Below are 17419 nucleotides of genomic sequence, written 5' to 3'. Positions count from 1 at the left end.
GGGATTTCGCCGTGCGCTGGCTCAGGATCGCCATAGGTTTCACTGTCAGTCTGCTGACGCTGCTCTGCTTGCTCCCGGCCCAGGCCGCCGCGCAAGGCAGTGGCTGGGCAGTATTGCTTGATGAACAGGCCGACCTGCAACTGAGCGACATCCGTTCGCCCCGCTACACCAATCAATTCAGCCCCATCGAACTGGACCGCGTTACTGCTGCGCAGCCGGACGGTGCGTTGTGGGTGCGGTTCAAGCTGCAACCCGGCAAGCACGAACAAGTGCTGCGGATATTCGCTCCGGACCTGTCGCACCTGAGCCTCTACGTGCTGGACGGCGACACACTGGTCGAGCAACAAAGCACCGGCACCCGCCAGCCCCAGTCGGAACGCCCGTTACCCAGCAGCGACTTCATGCTACCGATGCCCCAGAGCCAGAAACCTCTTGAGGTCTACCTGCGTCTGGTGTCGGAACACGAACTTCGCCCCTATATCACCCTGGAACCGGCCGTGCTGGTCGCCGCCGACCAGACCCAGACGCTGATCTACGGCCTGCTGTTCGGCTGTCTGTTGATGCTGATCCTGCACAACCTCACACGCTTCGCTTACCACCGCTCGCGCAGCAGTCTATGGCTGGCAGCATCCGAACTGTTGTTGATGCTCAGCCTGGCGCTGCTGCTCAACCTGGTGGGCCCATGGCTGCCGAATTGGCACGGGATTCAGACCCCTGGCGCCTACCTGGCCCTGCTGCTGACCGCACCGTGCGGGCTGATGTTCGCCTATCGTTTCTTCATGCCCCTGGGTCCACACCCGCTGAACAAATTGTTGATGGCCGATATCCTGTTTATCGTGCTGTGTGGCCTGCTGTTGTTGTTCGTCAACACCCTGCCGCTGAACATCATGACCTACGCGCTGGTGGCGCTGGCGGGCCTGAGCATGCTGTTTGTCTCGTCATATCACTGGCAGAAAGGCTACCGCCCGGCACGCTTGTTCGTAGCCGGCATGGTGGTGTTCAACATCGGCACGCTGATCATCCTCCCCGCGTTGCTGGGCCTGACGATGGTGTCGCCTCAGGGGTTGATCATCACGCTGCTGGCGTTCATCTGCCTCAGCGGTCTGTTGATGAGCCTGGCCATGGGCGAGCGCCAGCGCGCGATTGTTGAGGCTCGCTTCAGCCTCAGTCGCGACCTGGCCGCCAGCAACGCCGAGATTGCCGCCAAGGCCGAGTTCCTGGCCAAGATCAGCCACGAAATCCGTACCCCCATGAACGGCGTGCTGGGCATGACCGAGTTGCTGCTGGGCACGCCGTTGTCGGTGAAGCAGCGCGACTACGTGCAGACCATCCACAGCGCCGGCAACGAGTTGCTCACACTGATCAACGAAATCCTCGATATCTCCAAGCTCGAATCCGGCCAGATCGAGTTGGATGACGTGCAGTTCGATCTCAATGCCCTGATTGATGACTGCCTGAGCATCTTCCGCGCCAAGGCCGAGCAGCAGAATGTCGAGTTGATCAGCTTTATCCAGCCCCAAGTGCCGCGCGTCATCAGCGGTGACCCCACACGCCTGCGCCAGGCGCTGCTGAGCCTGCTGGAAAACGCCCTGCACAAGACCGATGAAGGCGAAGTGCTGATCGTCGTTGCCCTGGACGACCGCAGCACCAAGCCACGCCTGCGCATTGCCGTGCAGGACAGCGGCCTGCCGATGGAGGCCGCCGAGCGCGACGCGCTGCTGCACAGCGAACTGCACAGCAAGAACTTCCTCTCGGCCACTCGCCTGAGCGGCCACTTGGGCCTGGTGATCGCACGCCAACTGATCATGCTGATGAACGGCGAGTTCGGCATCAAGAGTGGCAGCCATCAAGGCAGCACATTGTGGCTGACCCTGCCGCTGGACCCGGAACGCCTGGAACACCCTACCTCCGACCTCGATGGCCCGCTCAAGGGCGCGCGCGTGTTGGTGGTGGACGACAACGACACCTGCCGCAAAGTGCTGGTGCAGCAGTGCACGGCCTGGGGCCTGAACGTCAGCGCGGTGCCATCGGGCAAGGAAGCCCTGGCATTGCTGCGCACCAAGGCGCACCTGCGTGATTACTTCGACGTGGTGCTGCTGGACCAGAACATGCCCGGCATGACCGGCATGCAACTGGCGGCGAAGATCAAGGAAGACCCGAGCCTGAATCACGACATTCTGCTGATTATGCTCACCGGCATCAGCAACGCGCCAAGCAAGGTCATCGCGCGCAACTGTGGGATCAAACGCATCCTCGCCAAGCCGGTCGCCGGCTACACGCTCAAGACCACCCTGGCCGATGAACTGACTCAACGCAGCAAAGGCGGCGTGCAGCCTCGCCCAGTGTTGAATGCCCCGGCTGCGGTGATCGTACCGAGCGATTTCAAAATCCTGGTGGCCGAAGACAACAGCATCTCAACCAAAGTGATTCGCGGCATGCTCGGCAAACTCAACCTCAACCCGGACACCGCCAGCAACGGCGAAGAAGCGCTGGAAGCGATGAAGGCCCAGCGCTACGACCTGGTGTTGATGGACTGTGAAATGCCGGTCCTCGATGGCTTCTCAGCCACCCAGCAACTGCGTGCGTGGGAAGTCAGCCACCAGCGCATCCGCACACCGGTAGTGGCGCTCACGGCGCATATCCTCTCGGAACACAAAGAACGCGCACGCCAGGCAGGGATGGATGGGCATATGGCCAAGCCGGTGGAATTGTCGCAGCTGCGTGAGCTGGTGGAGTTTTGGGTGGCACAGCGTCAGCAGCGGGCGGAACACAGCACGGTTTCATGATCTGGAATGCAATGCCAATGTAGGTGGGGGCTTGCCCCCGATGGCGGTGGTTCAGTGACAGGTAATCTGACTGTTACACCGCCATCGGGAGCAAGCCCCCTCCCACATTTGAAGCCTATCGCCTGATAGACTCTCCCCCACTTTTCCTGCCGCGAGCCACTCCCCATGCTCCACGTGTTATTCAGCGTCTACCTGAAAATGCTGGTGCTCTACAGCCCGTTCTTCGTGCTGTCCTGCTTTATCAGCCTGACCCGTGGGTACTCCAGCAAAGAACGCCGACGCCTGGCCTGGAAAGTGGCGCTGGCGACCCTGGTGTCGAGCGTATTGCTCTATCTGTTCGGCCGGGTGATTTTCAGTGTGTTCGGCATCACCGTGGATGCGTTTCGCATCGGTGCCGGCAGTGTGTTGTTTATTTCGGCCCTGGGCATGGCCCAAGGCAAGTCAGCGGTGCAGACCGACAACGTGCAGCAGGATGTGACCATCGTGCCGCTGACCATTCCCCTCACCGTCGGCCCCGGCACTATCGGTGCGTTGCTGGTGATGGGCGTCAGCCAGCCCCATTGGGATGACAAGATCACTGCCATCCTCAGCATCGCCCTGGCCAGCTTCACCGTTGGCGTGGTGCTGTACCTGTCCAACCGTATTGAACGCATTCTCGGTGACCAGGGCTTGCAGATTGTCAGCCGGTTGATGGGGTTGTTCGTGTGCGCCCTCGCCGCGCAAATTATCTTTACCGGCGTGCGTGGTTATCTGGTGCCCTAAATCCGGTACTTGGCAATTGCCAACTGCACTTTGTCGCCCGCACTCTCGCGCATTAATTGGATGGTTTTTTCGTTGACCACCGAGGTATTCAGCACCAGGCAGGTTTGCCCGCTGAAGGCCTCGACCGAGGAGCTGTCCCATTCAAGGAACGGCAACCCCACCTGCTTACTCACGCTTTGAGTGCTGTAAGTCACCAGCACCATTGTCAATTCGCCATCCGCTTCTACGCAGGACGCGAGACCGAAATCACCGCCCTGGTGCACCGTACTGTTGCGTTTGAACAGCTCAAAGGACGCCGGTTGTTGCTTCATGGCCTCCAACGCATCGGCCGCCAGTTTAGGCAGCGCCGTGATCAATGGCCCCGAAACCGACATCGATGCCAGCATCGTGGCGATGATATTCAGGGCCGCCAACTGCACCGACAAGCCCTTGCCCGAATGTGAGACCCGCTCGAAACGGCTGCGCACCGGCAGCCAACCCAGGCTGATCATCACCTTGATAAATTCGTCGTACCAGGCCTCGGTACCTCGGTGAATCTTCAATACATCGCTGACATAGCTGCTGGCCAACAAATAGCTTTTGCGGATGTATTCCCGGTTCAGGCCGGACAGCCCCTCGGCAAACGACATGACGCTGTTGTTCACCACGGCAGCGTTGCAATCATCCTCGGCATTGATCGCCAGGGACGGCTGCTTGCCCGGCGCACCCGGCAGTTTGTAGGCGGCGATCAACTTGCGCCTTTTCGTACTGTTGATCCTTTTGTGTTGTCGCTCCATTTCAGTTCTCCACAAGCACCCCACATGGGGCTTGCTTGAACACTAGTCCAGGGGGCGATGGCCTTTCCAGACGACAAACATCCCTTGGCCAGACACGCCAACCAACCCACCCCAGCAATCACGCGGGGGCCCCGTGAGCGCTCGGTTTTTCCTCGTGTAAAAAAGAAAAAGCCCCGAACAACAGCAGAACAATCACTGCGTCATTCGGAGCTTTCCAGCAGCCAACAGGCCGTTTCAGGAGACGGGTTTTTCGCCGTACCAGCGAGGCGTATATACCCACTCACCACCACCGGCACGGGGGAATGTGCAGGTGGTGGACGAGCCGATCAGCACCATGGTGCGCATGTCCACTTGGTCAGGCGTGAGTTGCCCAAGGGTGGTGACGCGCAATGTCTGGCCCGGCCGGCCGATATCGCGGCCTAGCACCACCGGTGTTTGCGGCGTACGGTGCAGCGCGACGATTTCCAGGGCGCGGCCCAACTGCCACGGGCGTGACCGCGAGATCGGGTTATAGAACGCCAGGGCCAGGTCGGCCTGGGAAGCCAGATCCAGGCGTTTCTCGATGATCGACCACGGCTTGAGGTTGTCCGACAGCGACATGACGCAGAAATCATGGCCCAACGGCGCACCCGCCTGAGCTGCGGTGGCCAGAGAGGCCGAGACACCGGGCAGGATCTCCAGGTCGACCTGATGCCAGGCCGGATCGCTGGACTCGTGCAACGCCTCGATCACCGCCGCCGCCATGGCGAACACGCCAGGGTCACCGGACGACACCACCACCACAGAACGCCCTTGGGCGGCCAGCTCGAAGGCATGGCGCGCGCGCTGCATTTCTTCGCGATTGTCGGTGCAGTGCTGAACCTGGTCGTCGCGAAATGGCCCGGCCATGCGCACGTAGGTTTCATAGCCCAGCACATCGGTGCAACGTGCCAGTTCGGCTTTCACCGCCGGCACCATCAATTCGGCGGCGCCGGGGCCCAGGCCGATCACGGCAAGGCGGCCACGCGGGCGGCCAACGTGCGACAGGTCCAACGGCTGCTCGGCAACGTCAATCACGATGTCGGCATCCTGGATAACGCTGGTGAAACGCAACGGCACTCCCAATGCCGATGCGGCTTCATGCAGCGACGCCTCGGCCATCTGCGTGTCGCTGGCCAGCAGGCACGCCAGGGATTGCACGGCGATGCCGGCATCATGCAAAGCCCCTCGCACTCGCGCAGCCAAATCCGCACCCGGCTTGCAGGTGACAGATACCGTCTTCGGATAGATCAGCAATTCATTGGCCGCCGGCACGCGCTCGGCAGTGCCCACGTGAATCGCCAAACGGGCTTGCTGGTCTTGCGGCAAATTCGCTTGATCCAGCCACGGCGCCGCGCCTTCGATACGCACGCGTTCGCCGGCCAGCAGGTCGGACACGAAGCGCTTGCCCAGCTCCAGATCCGCCAGTTCATAACCCGCAGGCGGGTTGAGCAAACAAGTGCCGAAACGCAGCTCGCCACTGGTGGTGATCGCAGCCGCCACGTTGAGTGCGGCCGCGATGTCCCGCGCCATCACGTTCACACCGCCCAGGCCACCGAGCAACGGCACCACGGCGCTGCCATCTTCCGCCACGGCCAGCACGGCAGGTTCTTCGCCTTTTTCCAGCAGCAGCGGCGCCAGGGTGCGGATCACGATACCGGCGGCGCACAGGGCAATCAGCGGCGTGCCTTGCTGATACAACTGACGCAAGGTGGCGCCGAATTCGCTATAAGCCTGGTCCGCACCTTCAACCCGTCCGGCCAAGCCGTGGATCAATGCGCCGGGGTACACCTGCTGGATCTTGCGCGCGGTCGCCAGGCTGCCCTGGCCGAGGATGACAATTGCCGGATTTATCACCCTTGCCACCGTTCACCGGGCACGATGATCAGCGAGAAGTACGGTGAGGACGACGGGTCAACCTGATCCAGTGGCACGATCTTCTGGTTGGCCATGGTGGCGCGCTCCACATACAACGCGCGCTCGGCCAGGCCGAGTTCTTCCAACACTTGGCGTACCTTGGGGAAGTTGCGGCCCAGTTTCATGATCACCGCCGCGTCGGCATCCGCCAGGCGGCGCTTGAGGTCTTCATGGGGCAGCACACCCGAGAGCACCGACAGGCTCTGGTTGCGGTACACCAACGGCGCGCCCAGCACGGACGCGCCACCGAGCATCGAGCACACCCCCGGAATGACCTGCGCTTCGTAGCGCTCGGCCAAACGGTCGTGCAGGTACATGTAGGAACCGTAGAAGAACGGATCGCCTTCGCAGATCACCGCCACATCGCGGCCGGCGTCCAGGTGCGCGGCCACGTCGATGCTGGCGGTGTCGTAGAAATCGCTGATCACTTGCTCGTAGGACAGCGGCGCCGGCAGTGCCTCGGTGGTCACCGGGTACACCAGCGGCATCAGGGTCTGTTGCGGCACCAAGTGGTCCTCGATGATGCCGAACGCGTTGCCCTTCTTGCCCTTGGCGACGAAGTACGCCACCACTGGCGATTCACGCAGCAGGCGCAGGGCCTTGAGGGTGATCAGCTCCGGGTCGCCGGGGCCGACGCCCAGGCCGATCAAACGTCCGCGTGCCTGCATTATTCGACCTCCGTGGCGAGTGCATTGACCGCCGCAGCGGCCATGGCGCTGCCGCCCAGGCGGCCTTGCATGATCACGAACGGCACACCACGGCTGTCAGCGGCCAGCATCGCCTTGGATTCGGCAGCACCGACAAAACCCACGGGGAAACCGAGGATCAACGCCGGTTTCGGTGCGCCGGCGTCGAGCATTTCCAGCAGGTAGAACAACGCGGTCGGCGCGTTGCCGATCACCACCACGCTGCCTTCCAGGTGCGGGCGCCACAGTTCCAGGGCAGCGGCGGAGCGGGTGTTGCCCAGCTCGCGCGCCAGCTGCGGCACGCTGTCATCGCGCAGGGTGCAGATCACCTCGTTGTTGGCCGGCAGGCGCGCGCGGGTCACGCCTTCGGAGACCATCCGCGCATCACACAGAATCGGCGCGCCAGCGGCCAGCGCATCGCGCCCGGCCTTGCCGGCGCCTTCGGAGAATTGCAGGCCGTCGATGGCGTCGACCATGCCGCAGGCATGAATCACCCGCACCGCGAGTTTTTCCAAATCAGCCGGGATACGGTCCAACTTGGCTTCCGCGCGAATAATGGCGAAGGAGTTGCGATAGATCTCCTGACCGTCGCGGATGTAATCAATCATCGATGTTGCTCCGTGGACGAGCGCGCAACAGGGCGCTCGCCGCTTCAATGGAAAGAGTGCGCGCGTGCAGCCGGCCGAAACCTGGGTGGGCTGCATCGCGAAAATAGAGGTCGTAGTGGCCGGGGCTCACCGCCAGCAAGGTGACCGGCGCAGTGTGCGCGGCGGCGCAGGAGCGCGGGCAGCCGGTCAGGTGCACGTCATGGTCGAGTTGCTGCGCAGCCAGTTGCAGGGCATCGGCCTTGGTATCGGCCAGGGCCTTGGCGCAGCCGCTGGAACCGGTGCAGGCGGTCAGGCGCGCCAGCGGTTGGTCGATGGTGCAAAGAAAGCCCAACTGCGCCAAGCGCTCGGTCACGGCGTGAGGTTTTTCGACGTTGGGCAACAGCACGCCTTGCCAGGGGGTGAAGCGCAAGGTGCCGTCGCCATAGTCGCGGGCGAGTTGTGCGGCGCCCTTGAGCATCGTCGAATGCAGGCGACCCAAGGGCGCGATAGCAGCGACATAGAACTGATTTTTTTGAGGCTGTGGATAAGTGCCAAGGTGCAGTAAAGCTCCACTGGGCGGGCGTTTGAAGCCATCGATCGGCAGCAGCGGCAGGCGCAGATGGCTCAGTAAGTTATCCACAGGCAAATGGCGCATGCGTGTTTGTTCTGGGGTGGCCAGGTCGAGAAAGGCTTCCAGCACGGCCACCACCAGCGCGTGGCCCTGATCCAATGGCACAGCTGCCAATGGCGCATCCAGGCCCGGACAGCCGGCCAGACCGAACGCGAGCAGCGTCTCGCCATCGCGTAGGAACGCCGACAGCCACAGATCGTGATGATGTTCGAGCATCGCCAGATCCTCACCGCCATCCAACTGCACGGCGAACTTGGCCGACAACTCATGGAAACGCGGGTGGTTTTGCAGGGTGGCGAGGATCTGCTCGGCCAGCGGGCGGGTGTCGAACAGCATCTGCGGGTCGATGCCGGCGCTGGGGCTGAGCATCAGATTGCGCACATCGTCACCGGCGGCGTTGCTCGGGCCGAGGCCTGCGGCCAGCAGCATGGCAATCAGCGCATCCTGCTCGGCGCCGATCCCGCGTATTTGCAGATTGGCGCGGTTGGTCGCCTCGATCACCCCGCCGGCATAGGCATGGGCGGCATCGGCCACAGCGTCGGCTTGTGCTGAGGTGATCGAACCACCGGCCAATTTGATCCGGCAGATACCGCCATCCAAGGCCTGGACGATACGCAGCAACCCCGGACAAGCCGAGGGGCGCAAGGTATTCAGAGCGGGCGTTGGGTTCACGGGGCTACCGGTTCACAGGTAAAGGCGCGGTATTATGCCTGCTTTGTCCGGTGGCATGAAAAGCCTGCCCGTCGGATGTCGCTCAAGGAATGGATATGTCGCCCTGGCTGACGGTTGTAGGCATCGGTGAAGACGGCTTCAAGGGCCTGGGCAGAAATGCCCGGCATGCCCTGCTGCGCGCCACGCGGATTATAGGTGCTCAGCGCCAGTTGGACCTGTTGCCGGTGTGTATTCGCGGCGAGCGCCAAGTGTGGCCGAGCCCGTTTTCCCTTGAGCCGGTGCTGACGCAGCGCGGTACGCCTGTGTGTGTGCTGGCCAGCGGCGATCCGATGTTCTATGGCGTGGGGGCCAGTCTGGCGCGGCAGGTCGCGGCTGAAGAACTGCTGATTTTACCGGCGCCGTCGTCGGTGTCGTTGGCGGCAGCGCGGCTGGGCTGGCCGTTGCAGGAAGTGGTGACGTTATCCGTGGTGGCCCGGCCGTTGGCGGCGATCAATGCGCATCTGGCCACGGGGGTGCGGTTGCTGGTGTTGAGCAATGACGGCAGCAGTCCTGCGTTGATTGCTTCGTTGCTGGCTGAGTCCGGGTTTGGGCCCAGCCGGTTGAGCGTGTTTGAACACCTGGGCGGTGTCGAGGAGCGGCGCATCGATGGCTTGGCTGATGATTGGCAACACGCGCGCGTCGCTGATTTGAACCTGATCGCCATCGACTGCCTGGCCTGCAGCGACACACCGCGCCTGTCGCGCCTCGCTGGCCTGCCCGATTCCGCCTTCCACCACGACGGCCAACTGACCAAACGCGATGTGCGCGCCATGACCCTCGCCCGCCTCGCCCCGATGCCCGGCGAACTGCTGTGGGACGTGGGCGCGGGCAGCGGCTCCATCGGTATCGAATGGATGCGCGCTCACCCGAGCTGCCGCGCATTGGCGATTGAAGCCGACGCAGGCCGCCAGGGCCTGATAGAACACAACCGCGACGCCCTCGGCGTGCCCGGTCTGCAACTGATTTGCGGCAAAGCGCCGGACGCCTTGCATGGTCTGGAGGCACCGGACGCCATCTTCATCGGCGGCGGTGTCACCCGCGACGGCGTGCTCGACACCTGCTGGCAACACCTGCGCCCCGGCGGTCGGCTCGTCGCCAACGCCGTGACCCTGCAAAGTGAAATGACCCTGATGAACTGGCGCGCTCAACATGGCGGCGAACTGACGCGCATCCACGTCGCTCAGGCCCAGCCGCTGGGTGAATTCGATACGTGGCGGCAGGCGCTTCCGATCACCCTGCTGGAAGTGGTCAAGCCGCGATGAAACGGATTCTGCTGTTGGGTGGCGTGACCGAAGCGCTCGCCATCGCTCGCACGTTGGGCCCGGAGCATATCTACAGCCTGGCGGGCGTGGGCCGTGTGCCAACGGATCTCACCTGCCAAGTGCGTGTCGGCGGTTATGGCGGCGCCGAAGGATTGGCGCAATTTGTTCGCGACGAACAGATCAGCCTGATCCTCGACGCGACCCATCCGTATGCGGCGCAGATCAGCCGCAATGCCGCCGAGGCGGCAAAGGTGTGCGGTGTGCCGTGCTGGGCATTACGTCGCCCGGCGTGGCAACCGCAGGCCGGTGACGATTGGCGTGAGGTCAGTGACTGGGCCGAGTTGATTACGGCGTTGAAACCCTTCAAGCGCCCGCTGTTCACTTTGGGCCGCGAGCCATTGCAGCATCTTGATGAAATCCCCGCCGACCAGTTCTGGACGCTGCGCGCGCTGGATGTGTATCCGGGCAATGAGCGGTGTGAAGTGATCGGTGCCCGTGGACCGTTTTTGATTGACGACGAGCGGGTGTTGTTTGAACGGCGTGGGATTGATGTGCTGATCAGCAAAAACAGTGGCAGCACGGCCACCGAGCCGAAGTTGGAAGTGGCGCGCGAGCGTGGAGTGCCGGTGTTGGTGTTGAAGCGGCCGGTGTTGGCGGCGGTGGACCGGGAGTTCCCAACGGTGGCGGCGGCACTGCAGGCAATCCACTAGCCTTGAACACCGAAGTTCAAATGTGGGAGGGGGCTTGCTCCCGATTGCAGTAGATCAGCCAATAAATCAGTGACTGACACACCGCAATCGGGAGCAAGCCCCCTCCCACATTTTGAACTGCATTGTTAGCTGCTTGCGGCGGACACCTGCCCAACGCCGCTGTGTACACGATCAGCCAACAACTGCGCCAGCTCAATCAACTGCGCAACGCCCAGCAACTCCTCTCGTTTTCGACCTTCCAGATCAAACGCCAAGTCACAACTCAGCGCGTTAGCCGAGGCGAGTGTTTCGCTGAGGTTGACCAACAGGTCTTCGGTGCTGATGCCATCGGCCACGGTGAAGAGCCGGACGGGGGGATTTGGGGTGGGCTTGATCATTGTGAAGCTCCTTAGGAAAGTGGAGCTGCCACTGATTCGCCGCGACGCGATAGGGGGGCAGCTGTACGCAGGTTCGCGGACCGGTCCTAAGGCAACCCGGCATACCCGAAGGTATCCCGCGCACAGCCACCATTGCGCCGCACAGTAGACGATAAAAAAGCGCCAACTGAAAGCAGACGATGACGCTCAGCGTCCATAGGAACCCGGGCCGCGACGCCCGTCCGCTGCGTTTGCAGCGGTGCGCGGAGACTAGAGACCGAGTGTCCTAGGGACAACCTCAAATCCCTGTCGGAAATTTCTGCTTGTACGAATAACCAGCCAAACGACTAGCTATTTGGCCTCCCTCCAAAAAGTCGATTCCCCCTACAAACACTTCCGAACCAGCTGGCTGGCTCAGCCAAAAGCCCCCGCCCTAACCTCCACCCTCGCGGTTTTGGGTTAACTCCCCGCGAGGGGGCACGCCGTTTCGACAACGTGTCACAGCTTGCCATTTTGTATCCTGAGGAATACGATCCGTGACAATTGAGTTCAATGAAACCACTGAGTTTGTCAAATGGTTGGAAGCAGTTCGGGACCCGTTCGTAAAAGTTCGCGTAATCAAGAGAGTGCGAATGGCTGAAGCCGGAAATTTTGGTGACTGCGAGTCAGTGGGGGATAGCGTGTTTGAAATGCGGATCCATTACGGCCCAGGATATCGCGTTTACTTCACCCGCCGAGACGAGGTGGTTTATCTGTTGCTAATCGGCGGTGACAAATCAACACAGAGCAGAGACATCAAACGTGCAAAGCAAATCGCAATAAATTTTGGTAGCGAGGAATAAATTATGAGCGAGTCCTTTACCCGCTTCGATGCGGCAAAATATCTGAAAACCCCTCTGGAGATGGCTGCATATTTAGAGACCTGCTTTGAGGATGATGCTGGTGATGGTCTATTGATTCGTACCGCTCTCAACGATATCGCCCGCGCCCAAGGCATGACCCAAGTAGCCCGCGACGCCGGCCTCGGAAGAGAAAGTCTATACAAAGCCCTCTCCAGCAATGGCAATCCCGAGTTCGCGACTATCATGAAAGTCATGAAGGCTTTGGGCCTCAAGCTTCACGCCACAGCGATCTGATAGCACTGCGACACCAAACCACACCACCGCTTTTTACTTATCCCCACCGATCAGGCTAAATACCCGCCTGATCGTTTAACCCTACGGATTGTCCGCCATGGCCCGTCAACGCTTTGCAATTGCCTGGATCGCCTGCCTTGCAGTGCTGTTCAATGCGTTTGCCATGCCGATGGCCAGTGCGATGCAGCAGGCGGATGACCCGGTCAAGCAATTGCTCTGGGGCAGTTTCTGTTCTTCCAATGGTGCGAGTCTCAAGACCATCGCCCTGGGCAAACTGGAGATTCCGGCGCCGCAGCAGGATGATCACTCCACCATGCAGCATTGCTGGTGTTGCTCAGGTTCGGCGCCGTTGGTGGCCTTGCCAGGGCATGTGCCCCAGTTGTATGTCACGCGGTTCGATGCGTTCCAGAATCTGCCGTCGTCTTCGCCCCAGCAACCCACCCCGCGCCAGCAATGGCCGAGCCTCAACCCCCGCGCGTCTCCAACGGTCTGATTGTCTTCGCAAGTGAACTGCGTTTAGAACCGTTCTGGAGAACTGCCATGCTCAAATCTTCCCTGCTTCTGGCCGCGTTGTTGCTGCCGGTGTTCAGTGCCGCCAATGCCGAGAACTACAAAGCCGGCGACTTGCTGGTCAGCGATCCCTGGTCCCAGGAATTGCCACCCAATGCACCCACCGTCGCTGCGTATTTCGTGATTCACAACACCGGTACTGAGCCGGATCGCCTGGTCGGCGTCGCCACGCCGGTGGCCGAGAAGGCCGAGTTGCATGAGCATGTGATGCAGGGTGACTTGATGAAGATGCAACAAGTACCGAGCGTCACCGTGCCAGCCAAAGGTGACCTGACCTTCGCGCCCATGGCCTATCACGTGATGCTGCTGGGTCTCAAAGACCGCAGCCTGTTGGCCGATGGCAAGCAATTCCCCCTGATCCTGACCTTTGAAAAAGCCGGCAAGGTCGAGGTGGAAGTGTCCGTACAGAAAGTACCGCCGATGGCCGGCCACGAGCATAAGCACGCTCAATAGGCCAACACTCGATGGGCGCCCCTCGCGCCAGGCTCTCTCCACACCACCGCGTGAAGCGCGGCAGTTGGATCAGCCTGTTTGCCATGCTGATGATCTTTATCGGTCCGCTGATTTCCCAAGCGATGCCGATGGATCATCACGCCGGTATGTCGATGTCGATGCCAATGAGCATGTCCATGGACATGCCGGGCGAGCATGGCGAATCCCATCACCCTAAAGCCCCCGACGAACATCACGCGCTCTGGGCCAAGTGCGGTTACTGCGACCTGCTGTTCAGTTGCCCCGCCCTGCCCGGCAGCGTCTCCTACGTCACCCTCAACACCCCGCCGCCGGCCAATGCGCTCACCCCCGCTACGCGCCTGGGTCATGCCCGGCAGAGCATCTTCCCCGGCGCCCGCAGCCGTGCGCCGCCCATCGCCTCGTAAACCCTAAGCACCGTTACTTCACCCCGGCCGACTTTAGACAGACAGCCGCAGGCTGCTGGCCGTGTTGTTTACGATTGATTGATGGAATTTGTCATGTCCAGGTTTTCTGCTGACACCCGTTTGGGATGTACCCCTGTGCTCGCCGTTTTATGCGGCGCCCTGCTGACGCCTCAGGCCCATGCCGAAGAGCATGAACATGAACTGAGCCCCACTGTGATCACCGCGATTGCGCCCAGCTCCCCCCTGACCGTGGTCACGAACCCGAAAGACCCGCGCCAACCGCTGCCCGCCAGCGATGGTGGCGACTACCTCAAGACCATCCCCGGCTTCGCCCTGGTGCGCAATGGCGGCACCAATGGCGACCCGGTGCTGCGTGGCATGTTCGGCTCGCGCCTGAATATCCTCACCAACGGCAGCATGATGCTCGGCGCCTGCCCAGGCCGCATGGACGCACCCACTTCGTATATTTCCCCGGAAACCTACGACACCCTCACGGTGATCAAAGGCCCGCAAACCGTACTCTGGGGGCCAGGCGCCTCGGCCGGTACCATCTTGTTCGACCGCGAGCCCGAGCACTTCGGCGAATTGGGCACACGGCTCAACGCGAGTGTGCTGGCAGGCTCCAATGGGCGTTTCGACAAGGTCATCGATGCCGCCGCCGGTGGGCCGCTGGGCTATGTGCGGGTGATCGGCAACCAGGCCCATGCCGACGATTACAAAGACGGCAACCACGACACCGTTGCTTCGCGCTACGACAAGTGGAACGGCGACGTGGCCGTGGGTTTCACCCCCGACGCCGACACCCTGCTGGAACTCACCGCAGGGCGTGGCGACGGCGAAGCGCGCTACGCCGGACGCGGCATGGACGGTTCACAGTTCCTGCGCGAAAGCCTCGGGCTGCGTTTCGAGAAGTCCAATATCGGTGAGGTGCTGGATAAGGTCGAGGCACAGGTCTACTACAACTACGCCGACCATGTGATGGACAACTACAGCCTACGCACGCCGTCGGGCACCGGGATGATGGCCGGGCCGATGGCCTCCAACGTTGATCGTCGAACCCTCGGTGCGCGGATCAAGGCCACTTGGCGCTGGGCCGATCTGCAGTTGATCGGCGGCCTGGATGCGCAGACCAATGAACACCGCCAACGCAGCAGCATGGGCATCGACACCTACAAAGAGTTGCCCAAGGTCAAGGACGCCAACTTCCACAACTACGGCGTGTTCGGCGAACTGACCTGGTACGCCGCCGACCGCGATCGACTGATCACCGGCGCACGTCTGGACCGCGCCTCGGCCAAGGACTTCCGGCAAACCACCGGCTCCGGGATGAGTGCACGCGCCAACCCGACCGCCGACGACACCCGCGCCGATACCCTGCCCTCGGGCTTTATGCGCTACGAGCACGACCTGGCCGACAGCCCCACCACCCTCTACGCCGGCCTGGGCCACTCGCAACGCTTCCCGGATTACTGGGAGTTGTTCTCTCCCAACACCGGCGCGGTCGGTTCGGTGAATGCCTTCGACGGCGTGAAACCGGAGAAGACCACCCAACTCGACTTCGGCGCGCAATACAAAGCAGACGACCTCGAAGCCTGGGCTTCTGGCTACATCGGGCAAGTACGTGACTTCATCCTGTTCGACTACCGGCCGGGCATGATGGGCACCACCTCCCAGGCCCGCAACGTCGATGCTCGCATCATGGGCGGTGAAGTGGGCGCGGCGTACAAGCTGACCCGTCATTGGAAAGCCGACGCGACCCTCGCCTACGCCTGGGGCAAGAACAGCAGCGACGGCAAGGCCCTGCCACAAATGCCACCCCTGGATGCACGCGTGGGCCTGACCTACAGCGAAGACGACTGGAGTGCGGGCGCGCTGTGGCGAGTGGTCGCCGCGCAGAACCGTATCGATCAGAACAAGGGCAACGTGGTCGGCAAGGACTACGACAAGAGCAGCGGCTTTGGCGTGTTCTCGCTGAACGGCGCCTATCGCATCACAAAAAACGTCAAGGTCAGCACCGGCGTCGACAACCTGTTCGGCAAGGCCTACGCCGAGCATTTGAACCTCGCGGGCAATGCCGGCTTCGGCTACCCGGCCAACGACCCGCAAGCCATCAAGGAGCCGGGGCGAACCCTCTGGACTAAAGTCGACATGAGTTTCTAAAGCACCGCAGTAGGAGTCGGCCTTACCGACAGAGGGGTTGCCTGGCAGCCCCACACCTAAGATCCATAGCCTTGCGGAGCACTACCTGATGAAGACTCAAAAAATCTCTTTCTACAACCTGGCCTGGCGCTGGCATTTCTACGCTGGCCTCTTTGTCGCCCCCTTCATGGTGCTGCTGGCCGTGACCGGCATCATCTACCTGTTCAAACCCCAACTCGACCCGCTGATGTACGGCAACCTGCTGACCGTACCCGCAGCCGAACACGCCTTGAGCGCCGACGAACAATTGATGCGCGCCCAACTCGCCTACCCCAAAGGCGCGATCAGCAAATACCTGCCGCCGGCCGACGCCACCAGCAGCGCGCAGTTTGTGATGCACAACGAGGGTCGCGAAGTGACGGTGTTCGTCGACCCTTATCGCGGCACCGTACTCGGTGAGCAGGACGCAACCTACAACCTGCAAGCCATCGCTCGTGCACTGCACGGTGAACTGATGATCGGCACCACCGGCGACCGCCTCATAGAACTCGCCGCCGGGTGGGGCGTGATGTTGGTCGTGTCCGGTGTGTATCTGTGGTGGCCGCGTGGCAAGTCTTCAGCGGGGGTGCTGTGGCCACGCCTGGGCAGTCGCGGCCGGGTGTTCTGGCGCGACCTGCATGCGGTCGCCGGGTTCTGGGGCGCGGCATTTTTGCTGGTGATGCTGCTCAGCGGCATGACGTGGACCGGCTTCTGGGGCAAGCAGTACGCGGGGCTGTGGAATACCTTCCCAGCGGCGATGTGGAACAACGTGCCGCAGTCCGACCAGCAGGCGCGAGTGCTCAACACTGCGACCCAACAGACCGTGCCCTGGGCCATGGAAAATACGCCGATGCCCATGTCCGGCGACCACGCCGAACACATGAACCACGGCGCCATGCACGCAGGCCCGGCCGCGCCGACCATCCGCCTGCAACAGGTGGTGGATTTGGCCTCCGCACGCAAGGTCGAGCCAGGCTACAGCATCACCTTCCCCACCACCGCCACCGGCGTGTTCACCGTCGCGGTGTTCGCCAACGACCCGCGCAACGACGCCACTCTGCATGTGGACCAATACACCGGCAAAGTCCTCGCCGATGTGCGCTGGGAGCACTACAACTGGGTAGCGCGGACCACCGAGACCGGCGTGATGCTGCACGAAGGCAAGATGTTCGGCTGGGTCAACCAACTGATCGTGCTGGTGATCTGCCTGATGATTTTGCTGAGCGCCGTCAGTGGCGTGGTGATCTGGTGGAAGCGCAGGCCCCAGGGCGGCCTGGGGGTGCCGCCGTTGCGCCACGACCTGCCGAAATGGAAAACCGCGATGGTGATCATGCTGGGCCTGGCGATCATTTTCCCGCTGGTGGGCGCTTCGCTGATCGTCGTATGGGCCTTGGATCGTCTGGTGCTGTCGCGTTTTTTTGGCCCGCGTGAGTCCGCCCCAGGTTCTGCATGAAC

The 17419-nt window shown here is 62.0% G+C and carries 17 protein-coding genes; 11 read left to right on the top strand and 6 right to left on the bottom strand.

What is annotated here, in order from left to right; translation table 11 throughout:
• Positions 1–11: 11 nt before the first annotated feature.
• Positions 12–2786: a hybrid sensor histidine kinase/response regulator gene (locus LRO94_RS03850; protein WP_032890617.1), complete on the top strand. Its 2775-nt coding sequence runs from the start codon at positions 12–14 to the stop codon at positions 2784–2786.
• A 165-nt stretch (positions 2787–2951) separates the two neighbouring features.
• A complete protein-coding gene (locus LRO94_RS03845; RefSeq protein WP_032890615.1) occupies positions 2952–3548 on the top strand; it encodes a MarC family protein in 597 nt (198 codons plus the stop codon).
• On the opposite strand, the gene LRO94_RS03840 is transcribed toward LRO94_RS03845, so the two are convergent.
• The 5 genes from LRO94_RS03840 to cobG all read right to left on the bottom strand — a co-directional run bounded on the left by LRO94_RS03840 (position 3545) and on the right by cobG (position 8835).
• Positions 3545–4324 carry a hypothetical protein gene (locus LRO94_RS03840; protein WP_032890613.1) on the bottom strand — a complete coding sequence of 260 codons (780 nt, stop codon included), beginning with the start codon at positions 4322–4324 and terminating at the stop codon, positions 3545–3547. The two genes, LRO94_RS03845 and LRO94_RS03840, sit on opposite strands and share 4 nt — an antisense overlap.
• A 234-nt stretch (positions 4325–4558) precedes the next feature.
• A complete protein-coding gene (gene cobJ / locus LRO94_RS03835) occupies positions 4559–6196 on the bottom strand; it encodes a precorrin-3B C(17)-methyltransferase (RefSeq protein WP_179180101.1) in 1638 nt (545 codons plus the stop codon).
• Positions 6196–6927, bottom strand: coding sequence for a precorrin-2 C(20)-methyltransferase (locus LRO94_RS03830; RefSeq protein WP_032890609.1), 732 nt, complete (start codon positions 6925–6927; stop codon positions 6196–6198). Before LRO94_RS03830 ends, cobJ begins: the two co-directional genes overlap by 1 nt.
• A complete protein-coding gene (locus LRO94_RS03825) occupies positions 6927–7553 on the bottom strand; it encodes a precorrin-8X methylmutase (RefSeq protein WP_032890608.1) in 627 nt (208 codons plus the stop codon). The genes LRO94_RS03830 and LRO94_RS03825 overlap by 1 nt, the downstream gene beginning before the upstream one ends.
• Positions 7546–8835, bottom strand: a complete 1290-nt coding sequence (gene cobG, locus LRO94_RS03820) for a precorrin-3B synthase (protein WP_285891627.1) — start codon at positions 8833–8835, stop codon at positions 7546–7548. Before cobG ends, LRO94_RS03825 begins: the two co-directional genes overlap by 8 nt.
• A 95-nt stretch (positions 8836–8930) precedes the next feature.
• Here cobG and cbiE point away from each other — a divergent pair, with 95 nt between their 5' ends.
• Positions 8931–10136, top strand: a complete 1206-nt coding sequence (cbiE, locus tag LRO94_RS03815) for a precorrin-6y C5,15-methyltransferase (decarboxylating) subunit CbiE (RefSeq protein WP_179179574.1) — start codon at positions 8931–8933, stop codon at positions 10134–10136.
• Positions 10133–10846, top strand: a complete 714-nt coding sequence (locus LRO94_RS03810; protein WP_179179575.1) for a cobalt-precorrin-6A reductase — start codon at positions 10133–10135, stop codon at positions 10844–10846. The genes cbiE and LRO94_RS03810 overlap by 4 nt, the downstream gene beginning before the upstream one ends.
• Before the next feature lie 125 nt (positions 10847–10971).
• Here the strand turns inward: LRO94_RS03810 and LRO94_RS03805 are convergent, their stop codons facing one another.
• Positions 10972–11223, bottom strand: a complete 252-nt coding sequence (locus LRO94_RS03805; RefSeq protein ID WP_032890602.1) for a DUF6124 family protein — start codon at positions 11221–11223, stop codon at positions 10972–10974.
• A gap of 521 nt (positions 11224–11744) precedes the next feature.
• On the opposite strand from LRO94_RS03805, the gene LRO94_RS03800 reads away from it, so the two are divergent.
• The 7 genes from LRO94_RS03800 to LRO94_RS03770 all read left to right on the top strand — a co-directional run bounded on the left by LRO94_RS03800 (position 11745) and on the right by LRO94_RS03770 (position 17417).
• Positions 11745–12044 (top strand): type II toxin-antitoxin system RelE/ParE family toxin, encoded by a 300-nt coding sequence (locus LRO94_RS03800; RefSeq protein ID WP_032890654.1) that lies wholly within the window; start codon positions 11745–11747, stop codon positions 12042–12044.
• Positions 12045–12047: 3 nt separating this feature from the next.
• Positions 12048–12338: an addiction module antidote protein gene (locus LRO94_RS03795; protein WP_032890601.1), complete on the top strand. Its 291-nt coding sequence runs from the start codon at positions 12048–12050 to the stop codon at positions 12336–12338.
• Positions 12339–12435: 97 nt separating this feature from the next.
• Entirely contained in the window at positions 12436–12831 is a 396-nt protein-coding gene (locus LRO94_RS03790) for a DUF2946 domain-containing protein (RefSeq protein WP_095186039.1), read from the top strand.
• 47 nt (positions 12832–12878) lie between these two features.
• Positions 12879–13361, top strand: a complete 483-nt coding sequence (locus tag LRO94_RS03785; RefSeq protein ID WP_179179576.1) for a copper chaperone PCu(A)C — start codon at positions 12879–12881, stop codon at positions 13359–13361.
• Between the two features lie 11 nt (positions 13362–13372).
• Entirely contained in the window at positions 13373–13786 is a 414-nt protein-coding gene (locus tag LRO94_RS03780; protein WP_095186040.1) for a DUF2946 domain-containing protein, read from the top strand.
• A 93-nt stretch (positions 13787–13879) separates the two neighbouring features.
• Positions 13880–15946: a TonB-dependent copper receptor gene (locus LRO94_RS03775; RefSeq protein WP_179179577.1), complete on the top strand. Its 2067-nt coding sequence runs from the start codon at positions 13880–13882 to the stop codon at positions 15944–15946.
• 88 nt (positions 15947–16034) lie between these two features.
• Positions 16035–17417: a PepSY-associated TM helix domain-containing protein gene (locus LRO94_RS03770; RefSeq protein ID WP_179179578.1), complete on the top strand. Its 1383-nt coding sequence runs from the start codon at positions 16035–16037 to the stop codon at positions 17415–17417.
• Positions 17418–17419 lie beyond the last annotated feature (2 nt).

The sequence above is a fragment of the Pseudomonas sivasensis genome (assembly GCF_021391435.1).
Taxonomy (GTDB): domain Bacteria; phylum Pseudomonadota; class Gammaproteobacteria; order Pseudomonadales; family Pseudomonadaceae; genus Aquipseudomonas; species Aquipseudomonas sivasensis.
The sequence above is the reverse complement of the archived record's forward strand: the minus strand, read 5'-3'. Positions and strand labels throughout refer to the sequence as shown.